The 24,960-nt window shown below is 61.5% G+C and carries 25 protein-coding genes; 16 read left to right on the top strand and 9 right to left on the bottom strand.

From position 1 onward, the window contains the following. Positions 1 to 208: 208 nt before the first annotated feature. The 4 genes from AC2YI2_RS29365 to pyrC all read left to right on the top strand — a co-directional run bounded on the left by AC2YI2_RS29365 (position 209) and on the right by pyrC (position 4,368). The gene (locus AC2YI2_RS29365) at positions 209 to 1,234 is read left to right on the top strand and encodes a substrate-binding domain-containing protein (protein WP_487390083.1); all 1,026 of its coding nucleotides are present in this window, start codon (positions 209 to 211) and stop codon (positions 1,232 to 1,234) included. Positions 1,235 to 1,346: 112 nt separating this feature from the next. Beyond that, positions 1,347 to 2,405 carry an ABC transporter permease gene (locus AC2YI2_RS29360; protein ID WP_487390082.1) on the top strand — a complete coding sequence of 353 codons (1,059 nt, stop codon included), beginning with the start codon at positions 1,347 to 1,349 and terminating at the stop codon, positions 2,403 to 2,405. Next, positions 2,405 to 3,181, top strand: a complete 777-nt coding sequence (locus AC2YI2_RS29355) for an ATP-binding cassette domain-containing protein (protein WP_487390081.1) — start codon at positions 2,405 to 2,407, stop codon at positions 3,179 to 3,181. The genes AC2YI2_RS29360 and AC2YI2_RS29355 overlap by 1 nt, the downstream gene beginning before the upstream one ends. A 149-nt stretch (positions 3,182 to 3,330) precedes the next feature. Then, positions 3,331 to 4,368, top strand: a complete 1,038-nt coding sequence (pyrC, locus tag AC2YI2_RS29350) for a dihydroorotase (RefSeq protein ID WP_487390080.1) — start codon at positions 3,331 to 3,333, stop codon at positions 4,366 to 4,368. A 6-nt stretch (positions 4,369 to 4,374) separates the two neighbouring features. Here pyrC and AC2YI2_RS29345 read toward each other — a convergent pair whose 3' ends face one another. Genes AC2YI2_RS29345 through AC2YI2_RS29335 form a run of 3 tightly spaced genes read right to left on the bottom strand, consistent with a single transcriptional unit; the run spans position 4,375 to position 5,332 of the window. Continuing rightward, positions 4,375 to 4,770 (bottom strand): type II toxin-antitoxin system VapC family toxin, encoded by a 396-nt coding sequence (locus AC2YI2_RS29345; protein WP_487390079.1) that lies wholly within the window; start codon positions 4,768 to 4,770, stop codon positions 4,375 to 4,377. 6 nt (positions 4,771 to 4,776) lie between these two features. Further along, the gene (locus AC2YI2_RS29340) at positions 4,777 to 5,016 is read right to left on the bottom strand and encodes a type II toxin-antitoxin system VapB family antitoxin (protein WP_487390078.1); all 240 of its coding nucleotides are present in this window, start codon (positions 5,014 to 5,016) and stop codon (positions 4,777 to 4,779) included. Positions 5,017 to 5,065: 49 nt separating this feature from the next. Next, the gene (locus AC2YI2_RS29335; protein WP_487390077.1) at positions 5,066 to 5,332 is read right to left on the bottom strand and encodes a BolA family protein; all 267 of its coding nucleotides are present in this window, start codon (positions 5,330 to 5,332) and stop codon (positions 5,066 to 5,068) included. A gap of 93 nt (positions 5,333 to 5,425) precedes the next feature. Here AC2YI2_RS29335 and AC2YI2_RS29330 point away from each other — a divergent pair, with 93 nt between their 5' ends. The 8 genes from AC2YI2_RS29330 to AC2YI2_RS29295 all read left to right on the top strand — a co-directional run bounded on the left by AC2YI2_RS29330 (position 5,426) and on the right by AC2YI2_RS29295 (position 14,610). After that, entirely contained in the window at positions 5,426 to 6,043 is a 618-nt protein-coding gene (locus AC2YI2_RS29330) for a J domain-containing protein (RefSeq protein ID WP_487390076.1), read from the top strand. Between the two features lie 158 nt (positions 6,044 to 6,201). Beyond that, positions 6,202 to 7,191, top strand: coding sequence for a cobaltochelatase subunit CobS (gene cobS, locus AC2YI2_RS29325; RefSeq protein WP_487390075.1), 990 nt, complete (start codon positions 6,202 to 6,204; stop codon positions 7,189 to 7,191). Positions 7,192 to 7,218: 27 nt separating this feature from the next. Continuing rightward, positions 7,219 to 9,123 carry a cobaltochelatase subunit CobT gene (cobT, locus tag AC2YI2_RS29320; RefSeq protein WP_487390074.1) on the top strand — a complete coding sequence of 635 codons (1,905 nt, stop codon included), beginning with the start codon at positions 7,219 to 7,221 and terminating at the stop codon, positions 9,121 to 9,123. Between the two features lie 44 nt (positions 9,124 to 9,167). Beyond that, on the top strand, positions 9,168 to 10,190 hold the full coding sequence (locus AC2YI2_RS29315; RefSeq protein ID WP_487390073.1) for an esterase-like activity of phytase family protein: 1,023 nt from the start codon (positions 9,168 to 9,170) through the stop codon (positions 10,188 to 10,190). Between the two features lie 210 nt (positions 10,191 to 10,400). Then, on the top strand, positions 10,401 to 11,855 hold the full coding sequence (sthA, locus tag AC2YI2_RS29310; protein ID WP_487390072.1) for a Si-specific NAD(P)(+) transhydrogenase: 1,455 nt from the start codon (positions 10,401 to 10,403) through the stop codon (positions 11,853 to 11,855). Between the two features lie 203 nt (positions 11,856 to 12,058). After that, positions 12,059 to 12,412 carry a DUF805 domain-containing protein gene (locus AC2YI2_RS29305; RefSeq protein ID WP_487390071.1) on the top strand — a complete coding sequence of 118 codons (354 nt, stop codon included), beginning with the start codon at positions 12,059 to 12,061 and terminating at the stop codon, positions 12,410 to 12,412. Between the two features lie 277 nt (positions 12,413 to 12,689). Then, positions 12,690 to 13,607, top strand: coding sequence for a LysR substrate-binding domain-containing protein (locus AC2YI2_RS29300; protein WP_487390070.1), 918 nt, complete (start codon positions 12,690 to 12,692; stop codon positions 13,605 to 13,607). A 160-nt stretch (positions 13,608 to 13,767) separates the two neighbouring features. Continuing rightward, positions 13,768 to 14,610 (top strand): transglutaminase-like domain-containing protein, encoded by an 843-nt coding sequence (locus AC2YI2_RS29295; protein ID WP_487390069.1) that lies wholly within the window; start codon positions 13,768 to 13,770, stop codon positions 14,608 to 14,610. 15 nt (positions 14,611 to 14,625) lie between these two features. Here AC2YI2_RS29295 and AC2YI2_RS29290 read toward each other — a convergent pair whose 3' ends face one another. After that, positions 14,626 to 15,990 carry a Xaa-Pro aminopeptidase gene (locus AC2YI2_RS29290; protein WP_487390068.1) on the bottom strand — a complete coding sequence of 455 codons (1,365 nt, stop codon included), beginning with the start codon at positions 15,988 to 15,990 and terminating at the stop codon, positions 14,626 to 14,628. A 120-nt stretch (positions 15,991 to 16,110) separates the two neighbouring features. On the opposite strand from AC2YI2_RS29290, the gene AC2YI2_RS29285 reads away from it, so the two are divergent. Then, a complete protein-coding gene (locus AC2YI2_RS29285) occupies positions 16,111 to 16,809 on the top strand; it encodes an orotate phosphoribosyltransferase (protein ID WP_487390067.1) in 699 nt (232 codons plus the stop codon). A gap of 123 nt (positions 16,810 to 16,932) precedes the next feature. Then, positions 16,933 to 17,325 (top strand): Co2+/Mg2+ efflux protein ApaG, encoded by a 393-nt coding sequence (gene apaG, locus AC2YI2_RS29280; protein WP_487390066.1) that lies wholly within the window; start codon positions 16,933 to 16,935, stop codon positions 17,323 to 17,325. Positions 17,326 to 17,506: 181 nt separating this feature from the next. Here the strand turns inward: apaG and AC2YI2_RS29275 are convergent, their stop codons facing one another. The 3 genes from AC2YI2_RS29275 to AC2YI2_RS29265 form a co-directional block, all read right to left on the bottom strand. Then, positions 17,507 to 18,496 (bottom strand): Hsp33 family molecular chaperone, encoded by a 990-nt coding sequence (locus AC2YI2_RS29275; protein ID WP_487390065.1) that lies wholly within the window; start codon positions 18,494 to 18,496, stop codon positions 17,507 to 17,509. Positions 18,497 to 18,615: 119 nt separating this feature from the next. After that, the gene (gene argF, locus AC2YI2_RS29270) at positions 18,616 to 19,533 is read right to left on the bottom strand and encodes an ornithine carbamoyltransferase (protein WP_487390064.1); all 918 of its coding nucleotides are present in this window, start codon (positions 19,531 to 19,533) and stop codon (positions 18,616 to 18,618) included. A gap of 59 nt (positions 19,534 to 19,592) precedes the next feature. Next, positions 19,593 to 20,774 (bottom strand): acetylornithine transaminase, encoded by a 1,182-nt coding sequence (locus AC2YI2_RS29265; protein WP_487390063.1) that lies wholly within the window; start codon positions 20,772 to 20,774, stop codon positions 19,593 to 19,595. A 418-nt stretch (positions 20,775 to 21,192) separates the two neighbouring features. On the opposite strand from AC2YI2_RS29265, the gene AC2YI2_RS29260 reads away from it, so the two are divergent. Then, on the top strand, positions 21,193 to 21,726 hold the full coding sequence (locus AC2YI2_RS29260) for a GcrA family cell cycle regulator (RefSeq protein ID WP_487390062.1): 534 nt from the start codon (positions 21,193 to 21,195) through the stop codon (positions 21,724 to 21,726). A 54-nt stretch (positions 21,727 to 21,780) separates the two neighbouring features. Here AC2YI2_RS29260 and AC2YI2_RS29255 read toward each other — a convergent pair whose 3' ends face one another. Next, positions 21,781 to 22,581: an endonuclease/exonuclease/phosphatase family protein gene (locus AC2YI2_RS29255; protein ID WP_487390061.1), complete on the bottom strand. Its 801-nt coding sequence runs from the start codon at positions 22,579 to 22,581 to the stop codon at positions 21,781 to 21,783. Between the two features lie 22 nt (positions 22,582 to 22,603). Next, positions 22,604 to 23,485, bottom strand: coding sequence for a polyphosphate kinase 2 (ppk2, locus tag AC2YI2_RS29250; RefSeq protein ID WP_487390060.1), 882 nt, complete (start codon positions 23,483 to 23,485; stop codon positions 22,604 to 22,606). A 148-nt stretch (positions 23,486 to 23,633) separates the two neighbouring features. On the opposite strand from ppk2, the gene phoR reads away from it, so the two are divergent. Then, entirely contained in the window at positions 23,634 to 24,836 is a 1,203-nt protein-coding gene (phoR, locus tag AC2YI2_RS29245) for a phosphate regulon sensor histidine kinase PhoR (RefSeq protein ID WP_487390059.1), read from the top strand. Positions 24,837 to 24,960: the final 124 nt, after the last annotated feature.

Raw genomic sequence — 24,960 nt, 5'->3', positions numbered from 1 at the left:
ACTCTTCAAGGTAGAAGCATGCCACAGCGAATAAATAAATCAATCGAATTTATTTATTGACACTCGTCTCATTCGGTGGTTATTTTTCCCTCGACCGACCGCATGAGGCAGGAGGAAGCCTTAGCAAGCGTCACCCGCACGGGTGCGGTCGCTCGGAGGAGCGGCGGATCGTCCGCCGTCGCCAACAATTCCTTGGGAGGAGTTCACGATGAAGAAATCCGTTCTTTCCGCCACTCTCGGCGCACTCGCGCTCGGCGTGGCTTTCTGCGGCAGCGCCAGCGCCGCTGGCATTTCCGCCTGCCTGATCACCAAGACCGACACCAACCCCTTCTTCGTCAAGATGAAGGAAGGCGCGGCCGCCAAGGCGGCTGAGCTCGGCGTCGATCTCAAGTCCTATGCCGGCAAGGTCGATGGTGACCATGACAGCCAGGTCGCCGCGATCGAATCCTGCATTGCCGATGGCGCCAAGGGTATCCTGATCGCCGCATCCGACACCAAGGCGATTGTCGACCAGGTCAAGAAGGCCCAGGACGCCGGCCTGCTTGTCATCGCTCTCGACACCCCGCTTGACCCGGCGACCGCTGCCGACGCGACCTTCGCCACAGACAACCTGCTAGCCGGCAAGCTGATCGGCGCATGGGCTGCCGCCACGCTCGGCGACAAGGCCAAGGACGCCAAGATCGGCTTTCTTGATCTCGTCCCGTCGCAGCCCACCGTCGACGTGCTGCGCGACCAGGGCTTCATGATCGGTTTCGGCATCGACCCGAAGGACCCGAACAAGATCGGCGACGAAGATGATCCGCGCATCGTCGGCCATGACGTGACCAATGGCAACGAAGAAGGCGGCCGCACCGCCATGGAAAACCTTCTCCAGAAGGATCCTGACATCAACGTGATCCACACGATCAACGAACCGGCCGCTGTCGGCGCCTATGAAGCGCTCAAGGCCGTCGGCAAGGAAAAAGACGTGCTGATCGTGTCGGTCGACGGCGGTTGCCCAGGCGTCAAATCGGTTGCCGAAGGCGTGATCGGTGCGACCTCGCAGCAGTATCCGCTGCTGATGGCGTCGCTCGGCATCGAAGCGATCAAGAAGTTCGCCGACACCGGCGAGAAGCCGAAGCCGACCGAAGGCAAGGACTTCTTCGACACTGGCGTCGCTCTGGTGACCGACAAGCCTGCCGCCGGCGTCGAATCCATCGACGTCAAGACCGGCACCGAGAAGTGCTGGGGTTGATCGGCTGACCCATCGGGTACACTATCGATCGAGGGCGGCACAGCCGCCCTCTTTCGAACCGGCGTAACCGGCGCCATAGGCCGGAACCGATTCTGACCCTTGGGAGGGATACATGGCCAGCATTCAGGAATTCGAGAAGGTTCTCGACAAGAGCGACACGACGGTCGCCAGTTTCGAGAGTCAGTCGATACTCCAGCGCATCCAGCATTTTCTGCATTCCAAGCCGGCGGCGACCCCGGCTATCGTTCTTATCCTCTCCATCATCGTTTTCGGTGTGCTAAAGGGCGAGCGCTTCTTCACCGCCGGCACGCTGACGCTGATCCTGCAGCAGATCGCCGTCGTGGGTATTCTCGGCGCGGGCCAGACGCTTGTCATCCTGATTGCCGGCATCGATCTGTCGATCGGCGTGATCATGGTTCTGTCGGCCGTGGTCATGGGCAACTGCGCGGTCACCTATGGCATACCGGCTATCTTTGCCGTCCCGATCGGCATGCTGACCGGCGCGGTCTGCGGCCTGCTCAACGGTTTTCTCGTCGCCAAGGTCAAGCTTCCACCGTTCATCGTGACGCTCGGCACCTGGTACATCATCATGGCGACGAATTTCATCTATTCGGCCAACGAGACGATCCGGCGCGCCGACATCGAGACCTCGGCGCCGCTGCTCGGCCTGTTCGGCACGAGCTTCAAGATCGGATCGGCGGTGTTCACGCTCGGCGTCATCGTCATGGTCGTCCTTGTCCTGGTGCTCTGGTACGCGCTCAACCATACGGCATGGGGTCGCCACCTCTATGCGGTGGGTGACGATCCGGAAGCCGCCAAACTGTCGGGTATCCGCGTCGATCGCGTGATGCTTGGAACCTACACCCTGGCCGGACTGATCGCGGCGCTCGCCGCCTGGGTATCGATCGGCCGCAACGGCTCGATCTCGCCGTCCTGGGCCGTCACCGACTACAATCTTCAGGCCATCACCGCGGCCGTGATCGGTGGCATATCGCTGTTCGGCGGGCGCGGCTCGATCCTCGGCACATTGATCGGCGCGATGATCGTCGGCGTCGTCTCGATGGGGCTCAACATGCTGGGCGCCGACCCGCAATGGAAGGTCGGCCTGACCGGCGTCCTCATCATCTCGGCGGTCGCGATCGACCAGTGGATCAGAAAGGTGGCAGGCTGATGGAACCTCTTCTCACCGCGCGCGGCATCGTCAAGCGCTATGGCCGCGTCACCGCTCTCGATTATTCGGACTTCGATCTCTATCCCGGCGAAATCCTCGCCGTGATCGGCGACAACGGCGCCGGAAAGTCGTCCTTGATCAAGGCGATCTCGGGCGCCGTGAAGCCGGACGAGGGCGAGATCCGTCTTGAAGGCAATGTCGTGCATTTCTCCAATCCGATGGAAGCGCGTGCGGCCGGCATCGAGACGGTCTACCAGAACCTCGCGCTGTCGCCGGCTCTGTCGATCGCCGACAACATGTTCCTCGGACGGGAAATCCGGCGGTCGGGCCCGCTTGGCTCGATCTTCCGCATGCTCGACCGCCCCAGGATGGAAAAGATCGCGCGCGACAAGCTCTCCGAACTTGGGCTGATGACGATCCAGAACATCAACCAGGCGGTCGAGACGCTGTCCGGCGGCCAACGCCAGGGCGTTGCCGTGGCCCGCGCCGCGGCCTTCGGCTCGAAGGTCATCATCCTCGACGAGCCGACAGCGGCGCTCGGCGTCAAGGAATCGCGCAAGGTGCTCGAACTCATCCTCGACGTGAAATCGCGCGGCATGCCGATCGTCCTGATCTCGCACAATATGCCGCATGTCTTCGAGGTGGCGGATCGCATCCACATCCATCGCCTCGGCAAGCGGCTCTGCGTGATCAATCCCAAGGACTATACGATGTCCGACGCCGTTGCCTTCATGACCGGCGCCAAGGCGCCGCCGGCGGAAGCGATGGCGGCCTGATCTTCTCCACCTTTCAAGTGTCTGACTGCCGGCGGATCAATCCGCCGGCTTTTTTGTTTCTACTCTGGCGCCTTCTAGATCGAAAAGCGCTTCACAGATTTCCCGGACTTGCTCTATGAGCGGGAAACCGCCAGCCGCAGGAGATTTCCATGACCTCGCTCACCATCCGCCGCCCCGACGACTGGCACCTGCACCTGCGCGACGGCGCCATGCTGGAGGGCGTCTTGCCCTATACGTCGCGGCATTTCGCCCGGGCGATCATCATGCCGAACCTCGTGCCGCCGGTAGTGACAACGGCGGACGCCCGCGCCTATCGCGAACGGATCCTGGCAGCGGTGCCGGAAAGCCACAGCTTCGAGCCGCTGATGACGCTCTACCTCACCGAGGGCACCTCGCCAGACGATGTCGAGGAAGGGGCGAAGTCCGGATTGATCACGGCGGTGAAGCTCTATCCGGCGGGTGCGACGACCAACTCGCATTCCGGCGTTCGCAATTTCGAAAACGCAATGCCGGTGCTGGAGCGCATGGCGAAGATTGGCCTGACGCTGTGCATCCATGGCGAAGTGACGACGCCTGATGTCGATATTTTCGACCGCGAGGCGGCGTTCATCGAGACGGTGCTCGAACCGCTCAAGAAGCGGCTGCCGGACCTGCGGGTGACGATGGAGCACATCACGACGGAGGATGGCGTCGACTATGTGAACCAGTCGGACAACATCGCCGGCACGATCACCACCCATCACCTGATCATCAACCGCAACAATATTCTCGTCGGCGGCATCCGGCCGCATTATTACTGCCTACCTGTGGCCAAACGCGAGAAGCACCGCCTGGCGCTGCGCAAGGCCGCGACCTCGGGCAACCCGAAATTCTTCCTCGGCACGGATTCGGCGCCGCATGTCGACCCGCTCAAGGAATGCGCTTGCGGCTGCGCCGGCTGCTTTACGTCGATCAACACGCTATCCTGCCTGGCGCATGTGTTTGAGGAAGAGAAGACGCTCGACAAGCTCGAGGCCTTTGCGTCGTTGAATGGTCCTGCCTGGTATGGCGTGAAGCCGAACGAGGAGACGATCAGACTTATCAAGCGTGATGCGCCGGTGGAGTTTCCGGTGAGGATCGAGACGGGCGACGGGCCGGTTACGGTCTTCGACCCGATCTTCAAGTCGCATTGGGATGTGGACGGGTAAGACGTATCAAGCAGTCTCTATGTCTGTCAGTACGAAGTCGTTGCCCTTGTAGAGCAAGGGGACATTATGGTGCCTGGCGCAGGCATACGCGAAGCAGTCGCCGAAATTCAGGGCCGCAGGGTGGCGGCCTTTGCCATAATGGCGGAATGCATCGAGGGCGATTGCGGTGGTTTCCGGCGCTATAGCAAGATTCTCGATCTTGAATTCGGAAAGGTATTCCTCGACCTCAAGTTGGGCCGTCTCAAGTTCGATGTCCAAGCCCTTTGACACATTCACTGTCGTCTCCCATACGGCCATTGGAGACGTAATGCGGCGCGAAGCGCCGCTAAGTTTCGCCGCGAAAAATTCAGCGTCTTCTTCGCTCATGAGCATTGCGCAAAATGCGGATGCGTCGACAAACATCGGCGATCAATCTTCGTAGAGACTGTCGATGAACGCCTTGTCCACCGTTTCAATATGATCGGGATTTCCCTTGGCTCGCAACCTCCGCGCAAATGCCATGGCCCGCTCCACATATGTGTCCTTTTCCTCGCGCTCCAGCTCATGCTGGAGCGCTTGCTTCAAGACCTCGGTTTTGGTCGTCCCGCGCGCCTCGGCCAACTGAGTGGCCAAGCGATTCACTTCCGGATCCTTCACATAAAGCGCCATGGTATATCCTCGCCTTCAAGATGGGATATACCATTTTCGACGCCAAGATTCAATTCGTCGGCACCACCTCGATCGCCAGCGCATGCAATCCTTCGTCGAAGGCAAATTTCAGCGTTGCATTTATCTCACGATGCTGGTTCACCCGGCTCTTTCCGGCCAGCGAAACGGCTGCAATGCGGATGCGATAGTGCGTATCATTGGTCGCAGCAGCTTCCGGATTGTGACCTGCATGCAGGTTGCTTTCATTGACGATTTCGAGATTAGTCGGCGCAAAGGCAGCTTCGAGCGCGGCCCGCATCCTTGGTTCCAGAGACATGATTTGGCTTCCGTGCAAAGCCCTCCAGAAAGACCCCAACTTTCCGGTTTGTCAATTCTTGCGGTGCGACATGCCGAGACCCATAATGTGTGGATGAAACTGGATTCCAAATATTTCGACTCGATCCGTACGCGCCGCAAGGGAAAGCGCGTCGACGAGCCGCCTGCGAAGCCCACCTGTCAGTGGGACGGCTGTGAGAAGCCGGGCGTCCATCGCGCACCCGTCGGCCGCAACGCCGAGGGCCAGTATTTTCTGTTCTGCTTCGATCATGTCAGGGAATACAATAAGGGTTACAACTACTTCTCGGGTCTCTCCGACACCGAGGTGTCGCGCTACCAGAAGGAAGCGGTGACTGGAAACCGGCCGACCTGGACCATGGGCGTCAACAAGAATGCCAAGTGGTCGCCGACGATGAACCAGGCGCGCGCCGGGGCCGCGAAGATGCGCGACCCCTTCGGTTTCGCCGGATGGCGGGTGAATGGCGGGCGGCATGGCCCGGCGCCGGACCGCAAGCTGAAGACGCTGGAGAGCAAAGCCTTCGAAACACTCGAACTGGCCCACAACGCCACCGCCAGCGACATCAAGTCGCGCTACAAGGAACTGGTGAAAAAGCACCATCCTGACGCAAATGGAGGCGACCGCGGCTCGGAGGAGCGCTTCCGCGCCGTCATCCAGGCCTATCAACTGCTCAAGCAGGCCGGCTTTTGCTGACGCTTGCTGTGATTCCTGAGCCTGCGCATGTCTTTGTCCCGAAACCGGTGCCCACTTTCGGGAGCATGCTTTAATATTGTTGTCACCGACGAAAACCCGCGATAGGACAGGCGCCGGTGATTTCTACGGCCGTTCCCCACGGTCGCGCTGGAGTTATGATGACCAAGATGGATCTCGATATTGTGAAGCTGCCGGACACGAAGGTCTCGGTCCGCGAGGTGTTCGGAATCGATTCCGACATCAGCGTGCCTGCCTATTCGGAAGCCGATGCGCATGTGCCGGATGTTGACCCGGACTATCTCTTCGATCGCGACACGACGCTGGCCATCCTGGCGGGCTTTGCCCATAATCGACGCGTCATGGTTTCGGGCTATCACGGCACCGGCAAGTCGACCCATATCGAACAGGTCGCGGCGCGCCTCAACTGGCCCTGCATCCGCATCAACCTCGACAGCCATGTCAGCCGTATCGACCTCGTCGGCAAGGACGCGATCGTGCTGAAGGACGGCAAGCAGATTACCGAGTTCCGTGACGGCATCCTGCCCTGGGCCTACCAGCACAATATCGCGCTCGTCTTCGACGAGTATGATGCGGGTCGTCCGGATGTGATGTTCGTGATCCAGCGCGTGCTCGAAGCATCCGGCCGCCTCACCCTGCTCGACCAGAGCCGCGTCATCCGCCCGCATCCGGCCTTCCGTCTGTTTGCGACCGCCAACACGGTCGGCCTCGGCGACACGACTGGCCTCTATCACGGCACGCAGCAGATCAACCAGGCGCAGATGGACCGCTGGTCGATCGTCACCACGCTGAACTACCTGCCCTTCGAGCATGAAGTCGGCATCGTCGCCTCCAAGGTGAAGCATTTCACGGCGAGCAAGGGCCGCGACACGGTGGCCAAGATGGTGCGGGTCGCCGAACTGACGCGCGCGGCTTTCATCAATGGTGACCTTTCCACGGTCATGAGCCCACGTACGGTCATCACCTGGGCGGAAAATGCCGCGATCTTCGGCGACATCGCCTTTGCCTTCCGGCTGACCTTCCTCAACAAGTGCGACGATCTCGAGCGCGCGCTCGTCGCCGAGCAGTACCAGCGGGTCTTCGGCGTTGAACTCAAGGAGAGCGCCGCCAACCTCGTTCTGGGTGTCTGACGGCGAGAAAGCATCTCAGGCAGGATCATGGCAGGACCGGGCGACAATTCACGGGCAAAGCCGAGCCAGGCAGTCGACCTGGAGCCGTTCCGCCGGGCGCTGACCGGCTGCGTCCGCTCGATCGCGGGTTCGGCCGAGGTCGAGGTGAACTTTGCCAACGACCGGCCCGGCATGACCGGTGACCGGATGCGGCTACCCGAACTGTCGCGGAAGCCAACCGCGCAGGAACTCTCCGTGTTGCGCGGCCTTGGCGATTCCATGGCGTTGCGCCGTGCCTGCCACGATGAGCGGCTGCATACGCAGCTTGCCCCCGCTGGCCCCGATGCCCGGGCGATCTATGACGCCGTCGAACAGGCCCGTGTCGAGGCGATCGGTGCGAGCCGCATGGCCGGCACGGCGCAAAACCTCAATTCCATGCTGACGGAGAAATACGCCAAGGCGAATTTCCGCGGCATCAATGGCCGCGAGGACGCGCCCATCGAAGAGGCCATGTCTCTCATGGTGCGCGAGGCGCTGACCGGCGAACGCCCGCCCGAAAGTGCGGGCAAGGTGCTCGATCTCTGGCGCTCCTTTTTCCAGGAAAAGGCCGACAAGGAAGTCGGCTCGCTGAAGACCGTGATGGACGACCAGGAGGCTTTCGCGCGCCTGGTCCGCAACATGCTGGCTTCGATGGAATTGGCCGAAGACCTCGGCGACGAAGATTCGCAGACCAACGAAGACGATTCCAATTCCGAGGAAGAGCAGCCGCGCAACCAGGAGCAGAACGAGGATAATTCCGAGGACGACGCCGGCACCGAAGAGGCGCCCGCCGAAGACAACGAAGCTGCCGACGACCAGATGGAGCAAGGCGAGACCGACGGCGCCGAGATTTCCGAAGACGACCTCATGGAAGAGGGCGACGAGGAATCCGAGACTCCAGGCGAGGTCAAGCGGCCGAACAACCCGTTCGACGATCTCAACGAGAAGATCGATTACGCGGTCTTCACCCAGGAATTCGACGAGGAGATCACGGCCGAGGAACTCTGCGACGAAGCCGAGCTCGATCGCCTGCGTGCCTTCCTCGACAAGCAGCTCGCGCATTTGCAAGGCGCCGTCGGCCGGCTCGCCAACAAGCTGCAGCGCCGGCTGATGGCGCAGCAGAACCGTTCGTGGGATTTCGACCTTGAAGAAGGCTATCTCGATACCGCACGCCTGGTGCGCCTGGTGATCGATCCGATGCAGCCGCTTTCCTTCAAGATGGAGCGGGATACCAAGTTCCGCGACACGGTCGTGTCGCTGGTCATCGACAATTCGGGCTCGATGCGCGGCCGGCCGATCACGGTGGCCGCCACCTGTGCCGATATCCTCGCCCGAACGCTGGAACGCTGCGGCGTCAAGGTCGAAATCCTCGGCTTCACCACCAAGGCGTGGAAGGGCGGCCAGAGCCGCGAAAAATGGCTCGGCAGCGGCAAGCCGGCCTCCCCAGGCCGTCTCAACGATCTGCGCCACATCGTCTACAAGTCTGCCGACCAGCCTTGGCGGCGCTCGAAGCGCAATCTCGGACTGATGATGCGCGAAGGCCTGCTTAAGGAAAATATCGACGGCGAGGCGCTGATCTGGGCGCATAATCGTCTGCTGGGACGGCCCGAGCAACGGCGTATTCTGATGATGATTTCGGACGGCGCCCCGGTCGACGATTCCACGCTGTCGGTCAATCCGGGCAACTATCTCGAACGGCATCTGCGCGCCGTCATCGAGCAGATCGAGACAAAGTCTCCGGTGGAGCTTCTGGCGATCGGTATCGGCCATGACGTGACACGCTATTACAAGAAGGCCGTGACCATCATTGATGCCGACGAACTGGCCGGCGCGATGACCGAGCAGCTTGCGGCGCTTTTCGAGGAAGACACCGGCGCGGGTCAAGGCCCGGTGCGCGGGCGCCGGCGAGCTTGAGCGTCATCGCCACCGCATAAAGCGGACGTTTGGAAGGATCTGATGTGGCAGTGAAGAAGAGATGGTCGCTGGTCGCCTTCCTGCCGTTTGTCCTGTTCGCCTTTGCCTTCCCGGTCGCCTTCGGCAGCCAGCCTGCCGTGGACGGCGAACCCCTCCCCGTCAAGTCGCTGGTCATCCCGGAATTCAAGAGCGGCGCGGGAAATCGCTTCGGCAGCCTCGAATATCTCGGCGGCCTCGTCATGGCGACGAAGAATGGCGAGATGGGCGCGGTCTCCTCGATCCGCATGCTGCCCGACGGCAAGCATTTCATCTCGATCATGGACACCGGTCACTGGGCGACTGGCGAGATCGAGCGTGATGCCGAAGGCAGGCTCTCCGGCATCAAGGACTACACGATCACCACCATGCTCGATGCCGGAAGCACGAAGAGCAAGGACCACAAGGACAATATGGATGCCGAGGGCATGGTGCTCGACGGCGACAAGATCCTGGTCAGTTTCGAACGCAACCATCGCATCGCGGCCTATCCCATCGAGGGATATGCCACATCTGAGCCGGTTTCTGTCGAGAAGCCGCTGACCGGAGAAGTCAAGCTGCGCGGCAATGGCGGCCTGGAAGCCGTGATGAAATCATCGCCGGATGGGCCGTTGAAGGGTGCCATCGTCTGGGTCGCCGAGCGCAGCTACAACGACAAGGGCGACTTCATCGCCGGCGTGCAGTCCGGCCCCGCCAAAGGCACCTTCTTTGTCGAGCGCATTGCGCCTTATGATGTCACTGACGGCGTGTTCCTGAAGGACGGCACACTTCTGCTGCTCGAACGCAAGTTCGGGATCAGGGACGGCATCGGCATGCGTATCCGGCGCTTCAAGGGCGAAGATATCGCACCGGGCAAGACGGTTTCTGGTACCGTGGTGATGGAGGCGGATTTTTCGCACCAGATCGACAATATGGAAGGGCTCGATGCCTTCACCGCGGAGGATGGTTCAACCCATCTGATCGTGGTCTCCGACGACAACCACTCGCTGATCGAGCGAAATCTGCTGCTCGAATTCAAATTGGTCGAGTAAGGCCCGCAAAAGTCGGCCTGTTTAATGGGTTCTTACCGGTTTATCATCAAATCTTCAGGTTGATTTGCGATCTGTTCTGGACTGATAATGCGGCGCAGCATGTCTCTGCCGAAAAAGTGCCTGACAGCGTAGCTGATAAAGCCACGTCCGGAGCGGTTCGATACAGACTGCAAAGCCCATAGGCGAGCAGCAATAGCGGGGCAACCTCACATGATGCAATACGATTTCATCGTCATCGGCAGCGGCCCGGCGGGACGGCGTGCGGCCATCCAGGCGGCCAAGCTCAACAAGCGGGTACTGGTGATCGAAAAGGGCACGCGCGTCGGCGGCGTTTCGGTCCATACCGGCACCATCCCGTCGAAGACGCTGCGCGAGACGGCGCTCAACCTCACCGGCTGGCGCGAACGTGGCTTCTACGGCCGCGCCTACCGCGTCAAGGCCGAGATCAGCGCCGAGGACCTGCGGCGGCGCCTTCTGATCACGCTCGACCACGAAGTCGAGGTGCTGGAGCATCAGTTTTCGCGCAACCGCGTCAACCACCTCCGCGGTCTTGCCCGTTTCGTCGATCCACATACGCTGGAAGTCGAGAAGGCCGACGGCGAGGTCGTGCAGGTGCGCGGCAACGCCATTCTGCTCTCGATCGGCACCAAGCCGTTCCGTCCGCCGAGCGTGCCCTTCGACCATGAGAAGATCATCGACAGCGACGAGCTGCTCGAGATCAAGGAGATCCCGCGCTCGATGATCGTGGTCGGTGCCGGCGTCATCGGCATCGAATATGCGACGATCTACAGCGCGCTCGACACGGCCGTGACCGTGATCGAGCCCCGCATGACGATGCTCGACTTCATTGATCGCGAGATCGTGGAAGACTTCTCCTATCAACTGCGCGACCGCAACATGAAGCTTCTCTTCGGCCAGTCCGCCGAGAAGATCGAGCGCGAGCCGGGCGGCAAGTGCAAGGTGACGCTGTCGAACGGTCGGGTCGTGACCGCCGAAATGGTGCTCTATGCTGCAGGACGGATGGGCGCCACAGCCGCACTCAACCTGGAAGCCGCCGGCCTGACGGCCGACGCGCGCGGTCGCATCAAGGTCAATCCGGAGACGTTCCAGACCGAGGTGCCGAACATCTATGCCGCAGGCGACGTCGTCGGCTTCCCGAGCCTCGCCTCGACCGCTATGGAACAGGGCCGCATCGCTGCCCGCCACGCCGCCGGCGTCGGCACGTCCGAGCCGCCGCAATATTTCCCCTATGGTATCTATGCCGTACCTGAGATCTCGACCTGCGGTCTGACCGAGGAAGAGGTGAAGGAGCGGCATATTCCGTATGAATGCGGCATTGCCCGCTTCCGGGAAACCTCGCGCGGCCACATTATGGGCCTCGATACCGGCATGCTGAAGATGATCTTCTCGATGAAGACACGCCGGCTGCTCGGCGTGCACATCGTCGGCGAGGGTGCTACGGAGCTCATCCATATCGGCCAGGCCGTGCTGAACCTCAAAGGCACCGTGGACTATTTCGTCGAGAACACCTTCAACTATCCGACGCTGGCAGAGGCCTACAAGATTGCCGGGCTTGATGCCTGGAACCGGCTGGGCGAACTCTCGACAACGCAGCTTGAGGACTTGCCCGATAGCCACGAAGAGCAGCAGCAGGCGGCGCAGTAGCGCCGCCTCGGGCCTTTCTCCGGCCGCCTATCCCACGCGCTGAAATCAGTGTGACAATGTCACAGTCTTGCCGTAAGTTCGCGACGGGGGAAAAACTCGGGCCGTGCGAATAAAGCGACCCTGCGCCCCGTCATGCCGCCAACGGTCTTGTTCTCGCGGGGTGCGGATCAAGGCCGTCGTTCTGTTCATTTCAGGGGGATCCAATGGATTTTGCTACGGCCGCTAAAACTGTTCTTACGCAAAAATATGCCACTTTCTCCGGGCGCGCTATTCGGTCCGAATATTGGTGGTACACACTCTTCGTCGTCATCGTTGCAATCGTGCTGGCCATGGTCGACAATTTTGTCCTCGGCGCTTCCGTGCTCGGTGCGATCTGGTCTCTCGCGACACTGATCCCGAGCATCGCTGTTGGCGTCCGTCGCCTTCACGACCTTGACAAGTCTGGCTGGTGGCTGCTCCTGGCCTTCATTCCGCTGATCGGCGCTTTGGTGCTGCTCTATTGGTTCTGCCAGCCGGGTACGCCGGGTGCCAACCAGTTCGGCCCGCCGGCCATCTAAGACCTAACTTGAAGACAGGAAATCCGGGTCGTGCCAACATCACGGCCCGGATTTTCTTTTGTCCATCCCATCATCTGTCCTCGTATCGCCGACAAGGCTGATGAGGTTGATGGGGCCAGCCACGCGGCATGCCGGTGGCAATCGCAATGGCCGCCATCAGGATCTCGATGATCTGCTTGATCATTGGCTTGCTCCTTTCCATGACCAGCATTGTCGCGCTGTTGCCCCGATCGCTCAAACGAGTATATTGCCGGCTTCACATGACTTGAGGTTATGGATGAAGCGGGGTCGCCTGCCATTGACGGCATTGAGGAGCTTCGAGGTGGCGGGGCGGCTGCTGAGTTTCACGCAGGCCGCGGAGGAGCTCTTCGTCTCCCAGGCTGCGATCAGCCGGCAGATTCGGGAGCTCGAAGCAGCACTCGGCCATCCGCTGTTCGAGCGGCTTCATCGCGCCGTCGCGCTGACGCCCGAGGGTGAGGACCTGCTTGGCGTGCTCACCGAATCCTTCGACCGGATCGACGCGGCGCTTTCAACGATCACAGCGCGCGAAGGACTGCAGAGTGTCACGATCAGTGTGGAGCCGACTTTCGCAACGCTCTGGATGGTGCCGAACCTGATCGAATTCAGGACGCTCTTCCCCGACATCGAAGTTCGGATCGAATCCGATCCGCGCGTCATCGAGTTCCGCGCCAACGAAGCCGAGCTGGCCATTAGACAGAGCGGTTCACATGCAGGTTGGCCGCGAACCGAGAGCCGGCATCTGGTCGACACCGCGCTGGTGCCGGTATTGGCGCCATCCCTGCTGTCGGCGCGCGCGCCGATCGCAGCGCCGGTCGACCTTCAGCAATTCGAATTGCTGCACGAAGAGAACCGCCAGGGCTGGAGCGAATGGTTCCGGCTGGCCGGAGCCCCAGACATCCGCGGCGACCGTGGACCGATGATCGCAGATGGCGCGCTCGTCCTGCAATCGGCGCTGCGCGGGCACGGCGTAGGCCTCGCCGATCAGGCATTCGTTCAGGAGGACCTGCTGGCCGGAAGACTTGTCCAGCCGTTCCAGACAAAATTGCCCTATGGCGCCTATTATCTCGTGGCGCGCAGCTTCAGCGCGCTGCCGAAGCCCGCAGCAGCGCTTGCCGATTGGGTTACGTCGAAATTCCGGGCAGCGAACAGCGGAGGTCTTGACCCCGGCGGATGACAGACCGCGCCTGAGCCACCGTGAAAACATTTCTTGCCGCAATGCAACAGGAATGCGACAGTGCTTTTGCGTCGCTCCGGCGCCAGCAGACTGGCCCGGCAGACTGGCCCAGCAGACTGGCCATGCCGGTCCCCTGCCCGCAACGCGCAAGGAACCTGCAATGCTGATCCGCTTTGGTTACGACATCACCATCAACTGCCCGCAGCCCACGCCGCTGGTCTGCCTTCTCAATTCCCACCGCGACCGCGCAGGCGATATCCGTTCTCAAGAACAGGTGGTGACGCAGCCCTCCGTGCCGAGCACCGTCTATGACGATCTCTTCGGCAATATCTGCCGCCGCTTCGTGGCGCCTGCGGGAGATTTCTCAATATGGGGCGACGGCACGATCGAGGATAGCGGACTTCACGACCCCGTGGTTCCCGAGGCTGAGGAAATCGCCGTTGCCGATCTGCCGAACGAATGCCTGGTCTTCCTGATGGGCAGCCGCTATTGCGAGACCGATCGCCTGAGCCAGATCGCCTGGGACCTGTTCGGCAATATTGCTCCCGGGTGGGGTCGCGTGCAGGCGATCTGCGACTTCGCCAACAAACGCATCAAGTTCGGCTACATGGATGCACGCAGCACCCGGACGGCCTACGAGGCCTACCAGGAGCAAATCGGCGTCTGCCGCGACTACGCCCATCTCGCGATCACGCTGCTGCGCTGCATGAACATCCCGGCGCGCTATGTGAACGGCTATCTCGGCGACATCGGCGTGCCGATCCTCGATCCGCAGGATTTCTCCGCCTGGATCGAGGTCTTTATCGGCGGGAAGTGGATGACCTTCGACCCGCGCAACAACATTCCTCGCATCGGCCGCATCGTCGTGGCACGCGGGCGCGATGCCGCCGACGTGCCGCTGATCAATTCGTTCGGTCCGCACGAACTGAAGCATTTCCGCGTCTGGACCTACGATGTGACCGGCCTGCCACTGCCTTTGCCGCCGATTGATCACGCCGTCTGAGATCGGCGCCTGCCCCTATTGCCGCACGAGGATCTTGTCCGATGCCAGCCAGAAGGGCGGCAGCGCGAGAGGCGCATGCGACATGGGCAGAATCGACGGCTTCAACTCTATGCCGATCACATCGCGGATGAAGGCGCGCCGCGCCTCGACGCGGACATGGACGGCGGGATAGAGACGCGCCAAGTCAGCGCGCAGGGCCTCATCGGCGAAGGTCACCGAATCCTCGTGGTTCAGCGCCCAATTGTCCTTCATCGGCACCGGGATGATATCGACCTGGAAGGGCATTCCGGAGCGGAGCTTTTCGGTCGAGCCCGGACGGACCGGCGTATGGACCCACTCGTCGTGACCAACGAGATGACCAGGATTGAGCGCCTGGTCGAGGCCATGCTCGTTGAGTGCCTCGGTGACGGCAGCGAAGATCTGGCCGCCTTCGACGCCGATATCGGCGATGTCGTACCATTCGGCGAGGCCGCGGAAATAGGCCTTGGCGGTCTCGAGGAAGACCGCGTCGTGGTCGGTGAACAGGCCGGCGCGGCAGGAGAGACCGCCCCAGTAGCCGACCGCCGTCGTCACACCATCGCCCTTGGCGAGCTTGCGTCCAACAGGGCTGCGCAACCCGATGACCGGGTTGCCCGGCGAGGCTGAGGCGAACATCACATGGCAGCTCAGCGGCTCGCCCGCATAGTTCATGCGGCTTGCCGCCGAGAACTCGTCATCACCCTCGCGCGCGCCCTGGACGATGCGCCAGACCGCGGCAGAGGCGCGGGCGGCACCCCATTCAAGCGCTGCAATCTCATGGACATCGACAACCGCCCGAAGGCCGGTCTCGGGATGCATCAGCACCGAGGTGGCATCCGTGACGGCCGCGGGATCTCCGGCGGCAGCGCGAAGCGTATCGACGATGAAAGCCGAGACCTGGAAGCTCGGCAGGGGGCCGCGCCATTCGTCCGGTGCCAGATATTTCCAGCCAACCAGCCCGATCGTATCGCCCTGACGGATACCGATCTCACCGAGCACGTCCTCGAGATTGGGCGCTGCCTCGCGCGGCTGGCCGAGCAGGCTGAGCGACTGGCAGAGCACAACCTCGATGTCGGGCAAGCCCGCCAGTACGGCATAGCTGCCGCTTTCATTGCCAACGACGAGCACACGGCGCCCGCGTTTGCCGAGAATCAACAAGGCTTCCTCGAAGCGCGGCTCGAAGCCGGTCAGGAACGCCATATTGGCGAGATGTTCGCGATCGGCATAAACGACCAGCCAATCCCGGCCGGCGCCGGCATAGGCGGCGTCGGCGCGGGCAGCATAGGTCTCGGCCGGGATCTCAGGCCGGGCATGCGGCACTTCGAAATCGGGCAGGCGGACGGGACGCAAGGCAAAGGTCATGAGATCTCCCCCGGATATTGGCCGCAGAATAGCAAGCTCGTTCAAAAGTTCCACGCCGCACTTTTCAGCTGGGACGCTTCCTGTTAAGCGCAGTTAACTTCCGTTGAACGAGGCCCACCGATGTTTTCCAATGCATTCACCGACAAGGCCGTGATGGCCGAGCTGATGGCGAAGATGCTGTGGGAGATCAAGGCGGTGCATTTCCGGCCTGAGGAGCCCTACAAGCTCGCGTCGGGCATGATGAGCCCGGTCTATATCGACTGCCGCAAGCTGATCTCCTACCCGCGCATCCGCTCGGCGGTGATGGATTTCGCAGCAGCGACCGTGATGTCCGAAGCCGGTTTCGAGCAGTTCGATTGCGTGGCGGGCGGCGAGACGGCGGGCATCCCCTTTGCGGCCTTCCTGGCCGAGCGGATGTCGCTGCCGATGATCTATGTCCGCAAGCAGCCCAAGGGGCACGGCCGCAATGCCCAGATCGAAGGGCAGATGCGGGAAGGCGCGCGCGTGCTCGTCATCGAGGACCTGACGACGGCCGGCGGTTCGATGTTCACCTTCATCGATGCGATCCGCGCCGCAGGCGGCGTGGTGGAGCATGGCATGGCACTGTTCTATTACGGCATCTTCCGCGAAGCCGAGGCACGCTTTGCCAACGGCCATGTTCAGCTGCATCACATCTCCACCTGGCGGCAGGTGTTGGACGTGGCTCGTGCGCAAGCGCTGTTCGACAAGGACAAGCTGGCCTCGGTCCAGTCCTTCCTCGACGACCCGCTCGCCTGGTCGGCGGCGCATGGCGGCGTCTCGGCACTGCCCACGACCTGAATTCGGTCCAGATCACAGGCTAGCCTAGGGCAAGCTCCGTCTGCGATATTCTTGACCCACGTGCATCATGGGCGTTAGAACGCGGGCATATGCGGCGAGAGGAAGGATTGCGGTATCAGTAGTATGTATCACGCGACGACGCGCGAAATAGAAGTGACCGTGGAGCCTTACTATCTGCCGGAGCAATCTGACCCGGAAGATAGCCGCTACGTATGGGGCTACAAGATCGTCATCGCCAATCATTCCGATCAGCGCGTGAAACTTCTCAATCGCTACTGGAACATTACCGACGAGAACGGCCAGGTCGACGAGGTCTCAGGCCCCGGCGTGGTCGGTGAACAGCCCGTGCTCAACCCGGGCGATACCTACGAGTACAATTCCGGATGTCCGCTCGATACGCCCTCCGGCGTGATGTTCGGCCATTACCAGATGCTGGCCGATTCCGGCGAGACATTCGACGTGGCGATACCGGCGTTTTCGCTGGATACGCCGGGGCTGCAGCGGACGCTGAATTAGAGATTCACTTGAAGGAAGGCCCCTCCTAAATCCGCCCCACCAGGGGGAGGACTTAATTCGCCTTATTCTCCGCGACCAACGCGGCGCTGCAACAAGCTGAGGGTTGCTGGACGCGCAGGTATCGCCGCGGGTTAGCCCTCCCCCTTGTGGGGAGGGACGGGGAGGGTCGTCGCTGAGACCTTCAGTTCGGCTTCTGGAACTCCACCGGATCGAACTTGTAGACCGTCGAGCAGAATTCACATTCCACCCGGATCTCGCCGTCCTCGATCGTGCTCTCGATCTCCTCTGCGGAGAAGCCGGAGAGCACGCCATGGAGCTTTTCGCGCGAGCAACTGCAGCGATCGTGGACCGGCTGAGCGTCATAGACGCGTACGCCGCGCTCGTGGAAAAGGCGATAGAGCAACCGCTCGACGCCAAGATCCGGGTCGGTGAGTTCCTCGGGCGCCACCGTCGAGGCCAGCATCTGCGCCTCGGTCCAGGTCTCGTCTTCCTCGAACTCGTGGTCCGTATAGCCGTCGCCGCCATGCAGGTCCCGCTGGCGTATGCGCTCGGGGGCCTGCGGCAGGAACTGCACGACCATGCCGCCGGCGCGCCAGCTGTGACGCAGCTTGCCTTCGGCATCGCGGGCGAAGAGCTCGGCCGAGGCGAGCTTGACGCGGGTCGGGATCTGTTCGGACTGGCGGAAATAGGCCGCCGCCGCCTCTTCCAGCGTCTCGCCGTCGAGCGCGACGATGCCCTGGTAGCGCTGCGTGTGTTCGCCCTGGTCGATGGTGAAGGCCAAGATGCCCTTGCCGAGCAGTTCATGCGGCTCGATGCGGCCGGCAGCCTTTGCCGCCTCGACCGCCTGGGCGTCGAAACGGGCATAGGCGCGAACGCCGTCCGGCGCCGTGAAATCGGCGACGAGGAAGTTGACGGGTCCATCGGTCTGCGTCTGCACGATCAGCTTGCCCTGGAACTTCAGCGATGTGCCGAGCAGAACGGTCAGCGCGATCGTTTCGGACAGCAGGCGTGCGACGGGTGCAGGATAGGAATGGCGCGACAGGATCGCGTCGGTGAGCGGACCCAGAGAGACCGCACGGCCGCGCACATCGAGCCCTTCGACCTGGAAGGGAACAACGCGATCATCGCCGGCGGGCCCTGTGCGGCCCGGATTGACATGTATTTCGGTCATCGGAGTCTCAAATGGTGTCCAAGCAGCACATCATCGGCTGCTTTGCGTTGGCCTTCAAGTAGGCAATTGCGCAGCCTATTCAAGGCTGCGCTGCTGAACGCATCGTTCAGCCCGACCGATCAGATTGCGCCGAGGCACCAGGCCAGAACCGACTTCTGGGCGTGGAGGCGGTTTTCCGCCTCGTCGAAGACCACCGACTGGGCGCCGTCGATCACCTCATCGGTCACTTCCTCGCCGCGATGGGCTGGCAGGCAGTGCATGAAGAGAGCGTCAGGCTTGGCGTGCTTCATCAGCGCACCATTGACCTGGAAGGGCTGGAACACATTGTGGCCGCGCGCGCGATGTTCCTGGTTCATCGAGACCCAGGTGTCAGTGACGACGCAATCGACGCCATCAACGGCCTTCTCGGCATCGTGCGTCAGCATGACGTTGCCGCCATTGTTGCGTGCCCAGTTGAGATATTTGTCATCGGGTTCGCTGCCGAGCGGCACAGCCATGTTCATGCGGTAGCCGAAACGAGCGGAGCCCTCGATCAGCGAATGCAGCACATTGTTGCCGTCGCCGGTCCAGGCGATGGTCTTGCCGGCGACATTGCCGCGATGCTCCTCGAAGGTCATGATGTCAGCCATGATCTGGCAGGGATGGGTCGCATCGGTGAGGCCGTTGATCACGGGCACAGTCGCGTGCTCGGCAAGCTCCAGCAGCCGTGAATGATCGGTGGTGCGGATCATGATCGCATCGACATAGCGCGACAGCACCTTGGCTGTGTCGCCGATCGTCTCGGCGCGGCCGAGTTGCATTTCGGTGCCTGACAGGAACAGCGTTTCGCCGCCGAGCTGGCGCATGCCGACATCGAAGGAAACGCGGGTGCGGGTCGAGGGCTTCTCGAAGATCATCGCCAGCATCTTGCCAGCGAGCGGCTTGTCGCCCTTGCCGGCCTTGAGATTGGTCTTGCGGGTCTTCGCGTCCTCCATGATGAGCCGGAGGTCTTCGGCGGAAACGGCGGAGAGATCGAGAAAATGCTTCTTGGACGCCATATGCGTTATCCTTGTCGTCAATCTTGAAACGTTAGTGGAATTTCAGGACAGGACAAGCTTCATCGCTTGGAGACGGCTTCGGCGGCCTTTTCGAGCCGGGCAAGACCTTCGCGGGCTTCTTCGGCCGTCGTGACGAGCGGGGGCAGCAGCCGCACGACATTGTCGCCGGCGAGAACGGCAAGCAGCTTTTCGCCGCGCATCGCCTGCAGGAGATCGCCCGCCGGCACCTTGGCCTTGATGCCGATCATTAGGCCCTGGCCGCGGATTTCCTCGATCACTTCGGGGAAACGATCCTTGAGCGAGGCAAGGCCCTGGCGGAAGACAATCGAGACGTCATTGATATGCTGCAGGAAACCATCTGCCAGCACGACATCGAGCACGGCATTGCCCACGGCCATGGCGAGCGGATTGCCGCCATAGGTCGATCCATGCGTGCCGGTGACCATGCCGGAGGCCGCTTCAGCGGTCGCGAGGCAGGCACCAACAGGGAAGCCGCCGCCGATGCCCTTTGCCACCGCCATGATGTCGGGGGTGATCCCGGCATGTTCATGTGCGAAGAGCTTGCCGGTACGGCCGATGCCGCACTGCACTTCGTCGAGGACGAGCAGCAAGCCACGCTCGTCGCAAAGCGCGCGTATCTCGCGCAGGAATTCCTTGGAGAAGGAGCGCAGGCCGCCTTCGCCCTGAACGGGTTCGAGCAGGATGGCAGCGGTCGCGTCCGTGATCGCTGCCTTGACCGCATCCATGTCCTCGAACGGAACCTGGTCGAAGCCGGGTGCCTTCGGGCCAAAGCCATCGATGTATTTCTGCTGGCCGCCGGCGGCGATCGTCGCAATTGTGCGGCCGTGGAAAGCGCCCTCGAAGGTGATGATGTGGAATTTTTCCGGATGGCCCTTGGAATAGTGGTAGCGCCGCGCCGTCTTGATCGCGCATTCCAGTGCTTCCGCACCAGAATTGGTGAAGAATACCTTGTCGGCGAAGGTATTGTCGGTCAGCCGGCGTGCCAGCTTTTCCTGGCCGGGGGATTCATAGAGATTGGAGGTGTGCCAAAGCTTTTCGGCCTGGCTTTTCAGCGCCTCGACGAGATGCGGATGGGCATGGCCGAGCGAGTTGACGGCGACGCCGGCCGCGAAATCGAGGTAGCGCTCGCCCGTCTCGGTGATCAGCCACACGCCCTCACCTCGCTCGAAGCGCATCGGGGCGCGAGCGTAGGTTTCATAGAGCGTAGCGGTGTCCGCCATAACGGTTCTCCTCATCGGCGACAGGTCTAGGGCCGGCATGTCAGGGATTTGACCGGGCCCGAGAAAAAGCAAAAGCCGCCCTCGCAGGCGGCAGCGGCACTATTATCACCTCATCGGCCAACGTCAACAAAAACCCGCATTTCCACGCGATGGGCCTGCCCAACGGCCGTGTTCGGGCGTCGTCGCGAAGGTGTCATCCTGCCTCAGCAGAATGGGACTTGACAGATCAATGTTGGGGATAACCCGAAAAACGATTCCATCAGATTCGCCCGACTCTTGTCAGCGAGTCCCGGGGTCATTAGGTTAGGACAAACAAAACTAGACTGCATGCGGCGGAACTAGTCACCAAAAATATCAGGGGTCTTCGCCCTCAGGCTTGCCTGGGCGCGCTGATGGATTCCGTTAGAAGGACAACATTATGGAAAATGGCGCAAACTGGACCGACGAACGAGTCGATAGACTCAAGAAGTTGTGGTCGGAGGGGTTGAGCGCAAGTCAGATCGCGGCACAACTCGGCGGCGTCAGCCGCAATGCCGTGATCGGCAAGGTACACCGCTTGAACCTTCCGGGCCGCGCCAAGGCCGGCGGGGCCACATCTGCCCGGTCCCAGAAGCGGGCTTCGATCCCGGCACAGGCACGTCCGACAACCTTTGCCCCGCGTACGATCACCCGCACCGTGACCCGTCCTGCCGGTGCGACGATGCTCAAGGAAGACATCGAGGTCGATGCCCACGAGGAAGTGCATGTCGCCCGTGACAACGTGGTGGTGCCGATCTTCAAGCGCGTCCCGCTGATCCGCCTCACCGAGCGGACCTGCAAGTGGCCGCTTGGCGACCCGCTCAAGGATGACTTCTGCTTCTGCGGCAACGACTCCCCGGACAATACGCCCTACTGCGCGTACCACCAGAAACTGGCCTATCAGCCCTCTGCCGAGCGCCGTCGCGTTCGCTGAGGCAGGCAGGTCCAAGAGCCGGGAGCGCATCCACCGCTCCCGGCTTTTTCGTGTCTAGATTTCCAGCAGAAGCGGGCAGTGGTCGGACACTTCCGGGTCGGTCACGATCTCGAAGCGCTTTACGTCCACAACATCGTTCACCAGCATGTAGTCGGCGAAGCGGCCCGGCTTCTTGTAATGAGATGTCCGTGTGCTGGTATAGCCGCGGCTGGTGACGAGATCCCTTAAGCCGAGATCAGCCAGAATATCGAAGGTCTGGCTATCGGGTCCGACGTTGAAATCGCCGCACAGGACAATCTGGTCGCCCGGCATTGCGATGGCGCGCACGAGGTCGACAAGCCTGTTCGCCTGCGCCACGCGCTCCGGCGTATCCATCTTGCCGTTTAGGTCCCTGAGACCGTGGGTGTGAACGACACAGACGGGCCGGTTCTGCTCGAAATCATAGAGTCTGACGGCATGAGCATTGCGCGAGCGGGGGTGGTCGCCATAGCCGTCGGCCGAGAAGCCCTTGTGAACGAAGGCCTGGATCTGGCCGATGATCGGGTAGGACTTGCGGACAAATGTCGCAAGACCCCATTGCGAGGGGATGACCCGGTCGCCGTCCCAGAGATCCCCTTGTGCCGCGGGGCAGAAGGTCGCGACATGGTCCGGCAAGGTGTCTGCGATATCGCGGAAGAAATTGGCGCGCTGCGGCAGGATATGATCACCGTCGCGATAGTCGAGCCAGGCTTTCTCGGAGGCAGGCGTGTGAACGACCTCCTGCAGGCAGAGCACATCGGGCGCCGCCGCACGGACATAGTCCGCCAAAGCATCATGCAGCTTGCCGCCCCAGCCATTCAGGCAAATGATACGCACGATTAGGCCTTCTTTAGCCGGCTTACTTCAGAAATTTCGCACCGCGGCCGATGATTGCGCCGTCCACCTTGCCGATGACGTTCCTGTCCTTACCTTCATAATCGATCGCGTCGAGGATGTGTTTGATCACCTCCAGCCGGCCGCGGCGCTTGTCGTTGTTGCGCACGACATGCCATGGCGCTTCGTCGGTGTTCGTTTCCTTCAGCATGCGGTCGCGCTTGGCGGTGTAGTCGTCCCACTTGGTCAGCGCCGCGATATCCATCGGCGACAGCTTCCAGAACTTGAGCGGATCGTGGCGCCGGTCGTGGAAGCGCTTGAGCTGCATCTCTCGACCGATATCGAGATAGAATTTGAAGAAGAAGATGCCGTCCTGGACGATCAGCTTCTCGAAGCGCGGCACAGTCTTCATGAAAGCGTCGTACTGTTCCGGCGTGCAGAACCCCATGACCGGCTCGACGCCGGCGCGGTTATACCAGGAGCGGTCGAACAGCACGAACTCGCCCGAGGTCGGGAAGGTCGAGACATAGCGCTGGAAGTACCACTGGCCGCGCTCGGTCTCGGTCGGCTTGGTCAGCGCGACGATGCGGGCTGAACGGGGATTCATGTTTATCTTGATGACGTTGATCGAGCCGCCCTTGCCCGCCGCGTCACGGCCCTCGAAGATGGTCATCACGCGGGCACCGCTCTTCTGCTGCCAGATCTGCAGCTTGACGAGCTCGACCTGAAGTTTTTCTAGGTCTGCCTCATACGCCTCTTCGTCCAGCTTCTTGTCATAGGGGAAGTCGCCGGACGCGAGCGCCTGGTCGCCGATCCACTTGGGGAGGTCGGGATTATCGATATCAAACAGGCGCTTCTTGCCGCCGATCTCCAGTTCCACCGGGTCGGTCTTAACCTCATCCAGCATGCTTTTCTCCCGGACTGTCTGCTTATGTAATGGCGTGAGTTGTCCATATTCGCCTTGTGAATTCAAGCGCTCCATGGAAAACCTGTCATAAATCGAAGATAGCAAGGAAGGATTGGAGTCGGTTCGTGGAGTACAAGGGATGGTCGCAATGACGGCTTGGCTATCACGGCGCAGCATTCAGCTTGTCACCGTCTTCGCGGCGCTGACCGTTGTCTATCTGATATCCGAGTCGCCGGCCGCGGCGCTCGCGGGCGGCGCCATCGCTCTCCTGCCCATGTTCTTTGCCTTGCAGACGGCACCGTCCCAGAAGCCCGCGCTCGACATTCCCGAGCCGCAGCCGGCCGATCCTTTCCTGAGCGTCAAGGCGGCCTTTGCGGCCTTCGACAGCCCCGTCTTCCTGCTCGATGGCGACGGCAATGTGATCTACCAGAATCCCTCCGCCCATCATGCCTTCGGCGAAATCGTGGTCGGCCAGCATGTGTCGGCACGCGTTCGCCAGCCCGCGGTTCTCGACGTCATCAAGGACTCGCTGGCGTCGGGCAAGGCAGGGATGACGGAAATCACCACGCCGATGCCGTCGGAAGGCGTCTATCAGGTGCGCATCGTGAAGGCGCAGGACGCGACGGATTTCTTCGTGCTGATTTTCCGTGACATCTCGGAGACCCGCCGCATCGATCGCATGCGAACGGATTTCGTCGCCAATGCGTCGCACGAGCTGCGCACGCCGCTCGCCTCGCTGCGCGGCTTCATCGAGACCCTGCAGGGACCGGCCCGCAACGATCCGCGGGCGCAGGAGAAATTCCTCGGCATCATGCAGGAGCAGGTAACCCGCATGAGCCGGTTGGTCGACGACCTGATGTCGCTGTCGCGGCTTGAACTGAAAGCCAAGGTGACGCCTGACGATGCCGTGGACCTGGTGCCGTTGATCGGCTCCGTCTGCGATGCACTCGCGCCGCTTGCCGCAGATGTCGGCGTCGAGATCAAGCGCATCGTGCCTGAAGGCCCGGTGAATGTCAGCGGCGATAGCGACGAACTCACCCAGGTGTTCGAGAATCTGATCGAGAACGCCTGCAAGTATGGCCAGGAAGGCAAGAAGGTGGAAGTGAGGCTATCCGCGGTCAAGGGCCAGCCGGTCGAGGTCAGCATTCAGGATTACGGGCCGGGCATACCCGAGGAACATGTGCCGCGCCTCACCGAGCGCTTTTACCGGGTCAATGTCGAGAGCAGCCGATCGAAAAAGGGCACTGGGCTGGGGCTCGCCATCGTCAAACACATCCTCACCCGCCACCGGGCCCGGCTGGTCATCCGGTCCGAGGTCGGCAAGGGCAGCACGTTTACCGTGCGGTTCTGACACAAAACTTGAGGCTGCGGCCCACGTTGGCGATCTTACTAAGTATTTTCATATACTTAGTCTGTCACAAATCTTTCGTGAAAATGACATAAAAGGATAGCTGTCCAGGGTCTAGAGAGAGCCG

Source organism: Rhizobium sp. SRI_017 (assembly GCF_057586295.1).
The sequence above is the reverse complement of the archived record's forward strand: the minus strand, read 5'-3'. Positions and strand labels throughout refer to the sequence as shown.

Coding starts and splice junctions, on each gene's coding strand:
- cobT (WP_487390074.1), top strand. CDS start 7,219: ATGGCAGGACCGGGCGACAATTCACGGGCAAAGCCGAGCCAGGCAGTC.
- AC2YI2_RS29265 (WP_487390063.1), bottom strand. CDS start 20,774: ATGGCGGACACCGCTACGCTCTATGAAACCTACGCTCGCGCCCCGATG.
- AC2YI2_RS29300 (WP_487390070.1), top strand. CDS start 12,690: ATGAAGCGGGGTCGCCTGCCATTGACGGCATTGAGGAGCTTCGAGGTG.
- apaG (WP_487390066.1), top strand. CDS start 16,933: ATGTATCACGCGACGACGCGCGAAATAGAAGTGACCGTGGAGCCTTAC.
- pyrC (WP_487390080.1), top strand. CDS start 3,331: ATGACCTCGCTCACCATCCGCCGCCCCGACGACTGGCACCTGCACCTG.
- AC2YI2_RS29260 (WP_487390062.1), top strand. CDS start 21,193: ATGGAAAATGGCGCAAACTGGACCGACGAACGAGTCGATAGACTCAAG.
- AC2YI2_RS29285 (WP_487390067.1), top strand. CDS start 16,111: ATGTTTTCCAATGCATTCACCGACAAGGCCGTGATGGCCGAGCTGATG.
- argF (WP_487390064.1), bottom strand. CDS start 19,533: ATGGCGTCCAAGAAGCATTTTCTCGATCTCTCCGCCGTTTCCGCCGAA.
- sthA (WP_487390072.1), top strand. CDS start 10,401: ATGATGCAATACGATTTCATCGTCATCGGCAGCGGCCCGGCGGGACGG.
- ppk2 (WP_487390060.1), bottom strand. CDS start 23,485: ATGCTGGATGAGGTTAAGACCGACCCGGTGGAACTGGAGATCGGCGGC.
- AC2YI2_RS29360 (WP_487390082.1), top strand. CDS start 1,347: ATGGCCAGCATTCAGGAATTCGAGAAGGTTCTCGACAAGAGCGACACG.
- AC2YI2_RS29345 (WP_487390079.1), bottom strand. CDS start 4,770: ATGTTTGTCGACGCATCCGCATTTTGCGCAATGCTCATGAGCGAAGAA.
- AC2YI2_RS29275 (WP_487390065.1), bottom strand. CDS start 18,496: ATGACCGAAATACATGTCAATCCGGGCCGCACAGGGCCCGCCGGCGAT.
- cobS (WP_487390075.1), top strand. CDS start 6,202: ATGACCAAGATGGATCTCGATATTGTGAAGCTGCCGGACACGAAGGTC.
- AC2YI2_RS29290 (WP_487390068.1), bottom strand. CDS start 15,990: ATGACCTTTGCCTTGCGTCCCGTCCGCCTGCCCGATTTCGAAGTGCCG.
- AC2YI2_RS29355 (WP_487390081.1), top strand. CDS start 2,405: ATGGAACCTCTTCTCACCGCGCGCGGCATCGTCAAGCGCTATGGCCGC.
- AC2YI2_RS29365 (WP_487390083.1), top strand. CDS start 209: ATGAAGAAATCCGTTCTTTCCGCCACTCTCGGCGCACTCGCGCTCGGC.
- AC2YI2_RS29330 (WP_487390076.1), top strand. CDS start 5,426: ATGAAACTGGATTCCAAATATTTCGACTCGATCCGTACGCGCCGCAAG.
- AC2YI2_RS29335 (WP_487390077.1), bottom strand. CDS start 5,332: ATGTCTCTGGAACCAAGGATGCGGGCCGCGCTCGAAGCTGCCTTTGCG.
- phoR (WP_487390059.1), top strand. CDS start 23,634: ATGACGGCTTGGCTATCACGGCGCAGCATTCAGCTTGTCACCGTCTTC.
- AC2YI2_RS29340 (WP_487390078.1), bottom strand. CDS start 5,016: ATGGCGCTTTATGTGAAGGATCCGGAAGTGAATCGCTTGGCCACTCAG.
- AC2YI2_RS29295 (WP_487390069.1), top strand. CDS start 13,768: ATGCTGATCCGCTTTGGTTACGACATCACCATCAACTGCCCGCAGCCC.
- AC2YI2_RS29305 (WP_487390071.1), top strand. CDS start 12,059: ATGGATTTTGCTACGGCCGCTAAAACTGTTCTTACGCAAAAATATGCC.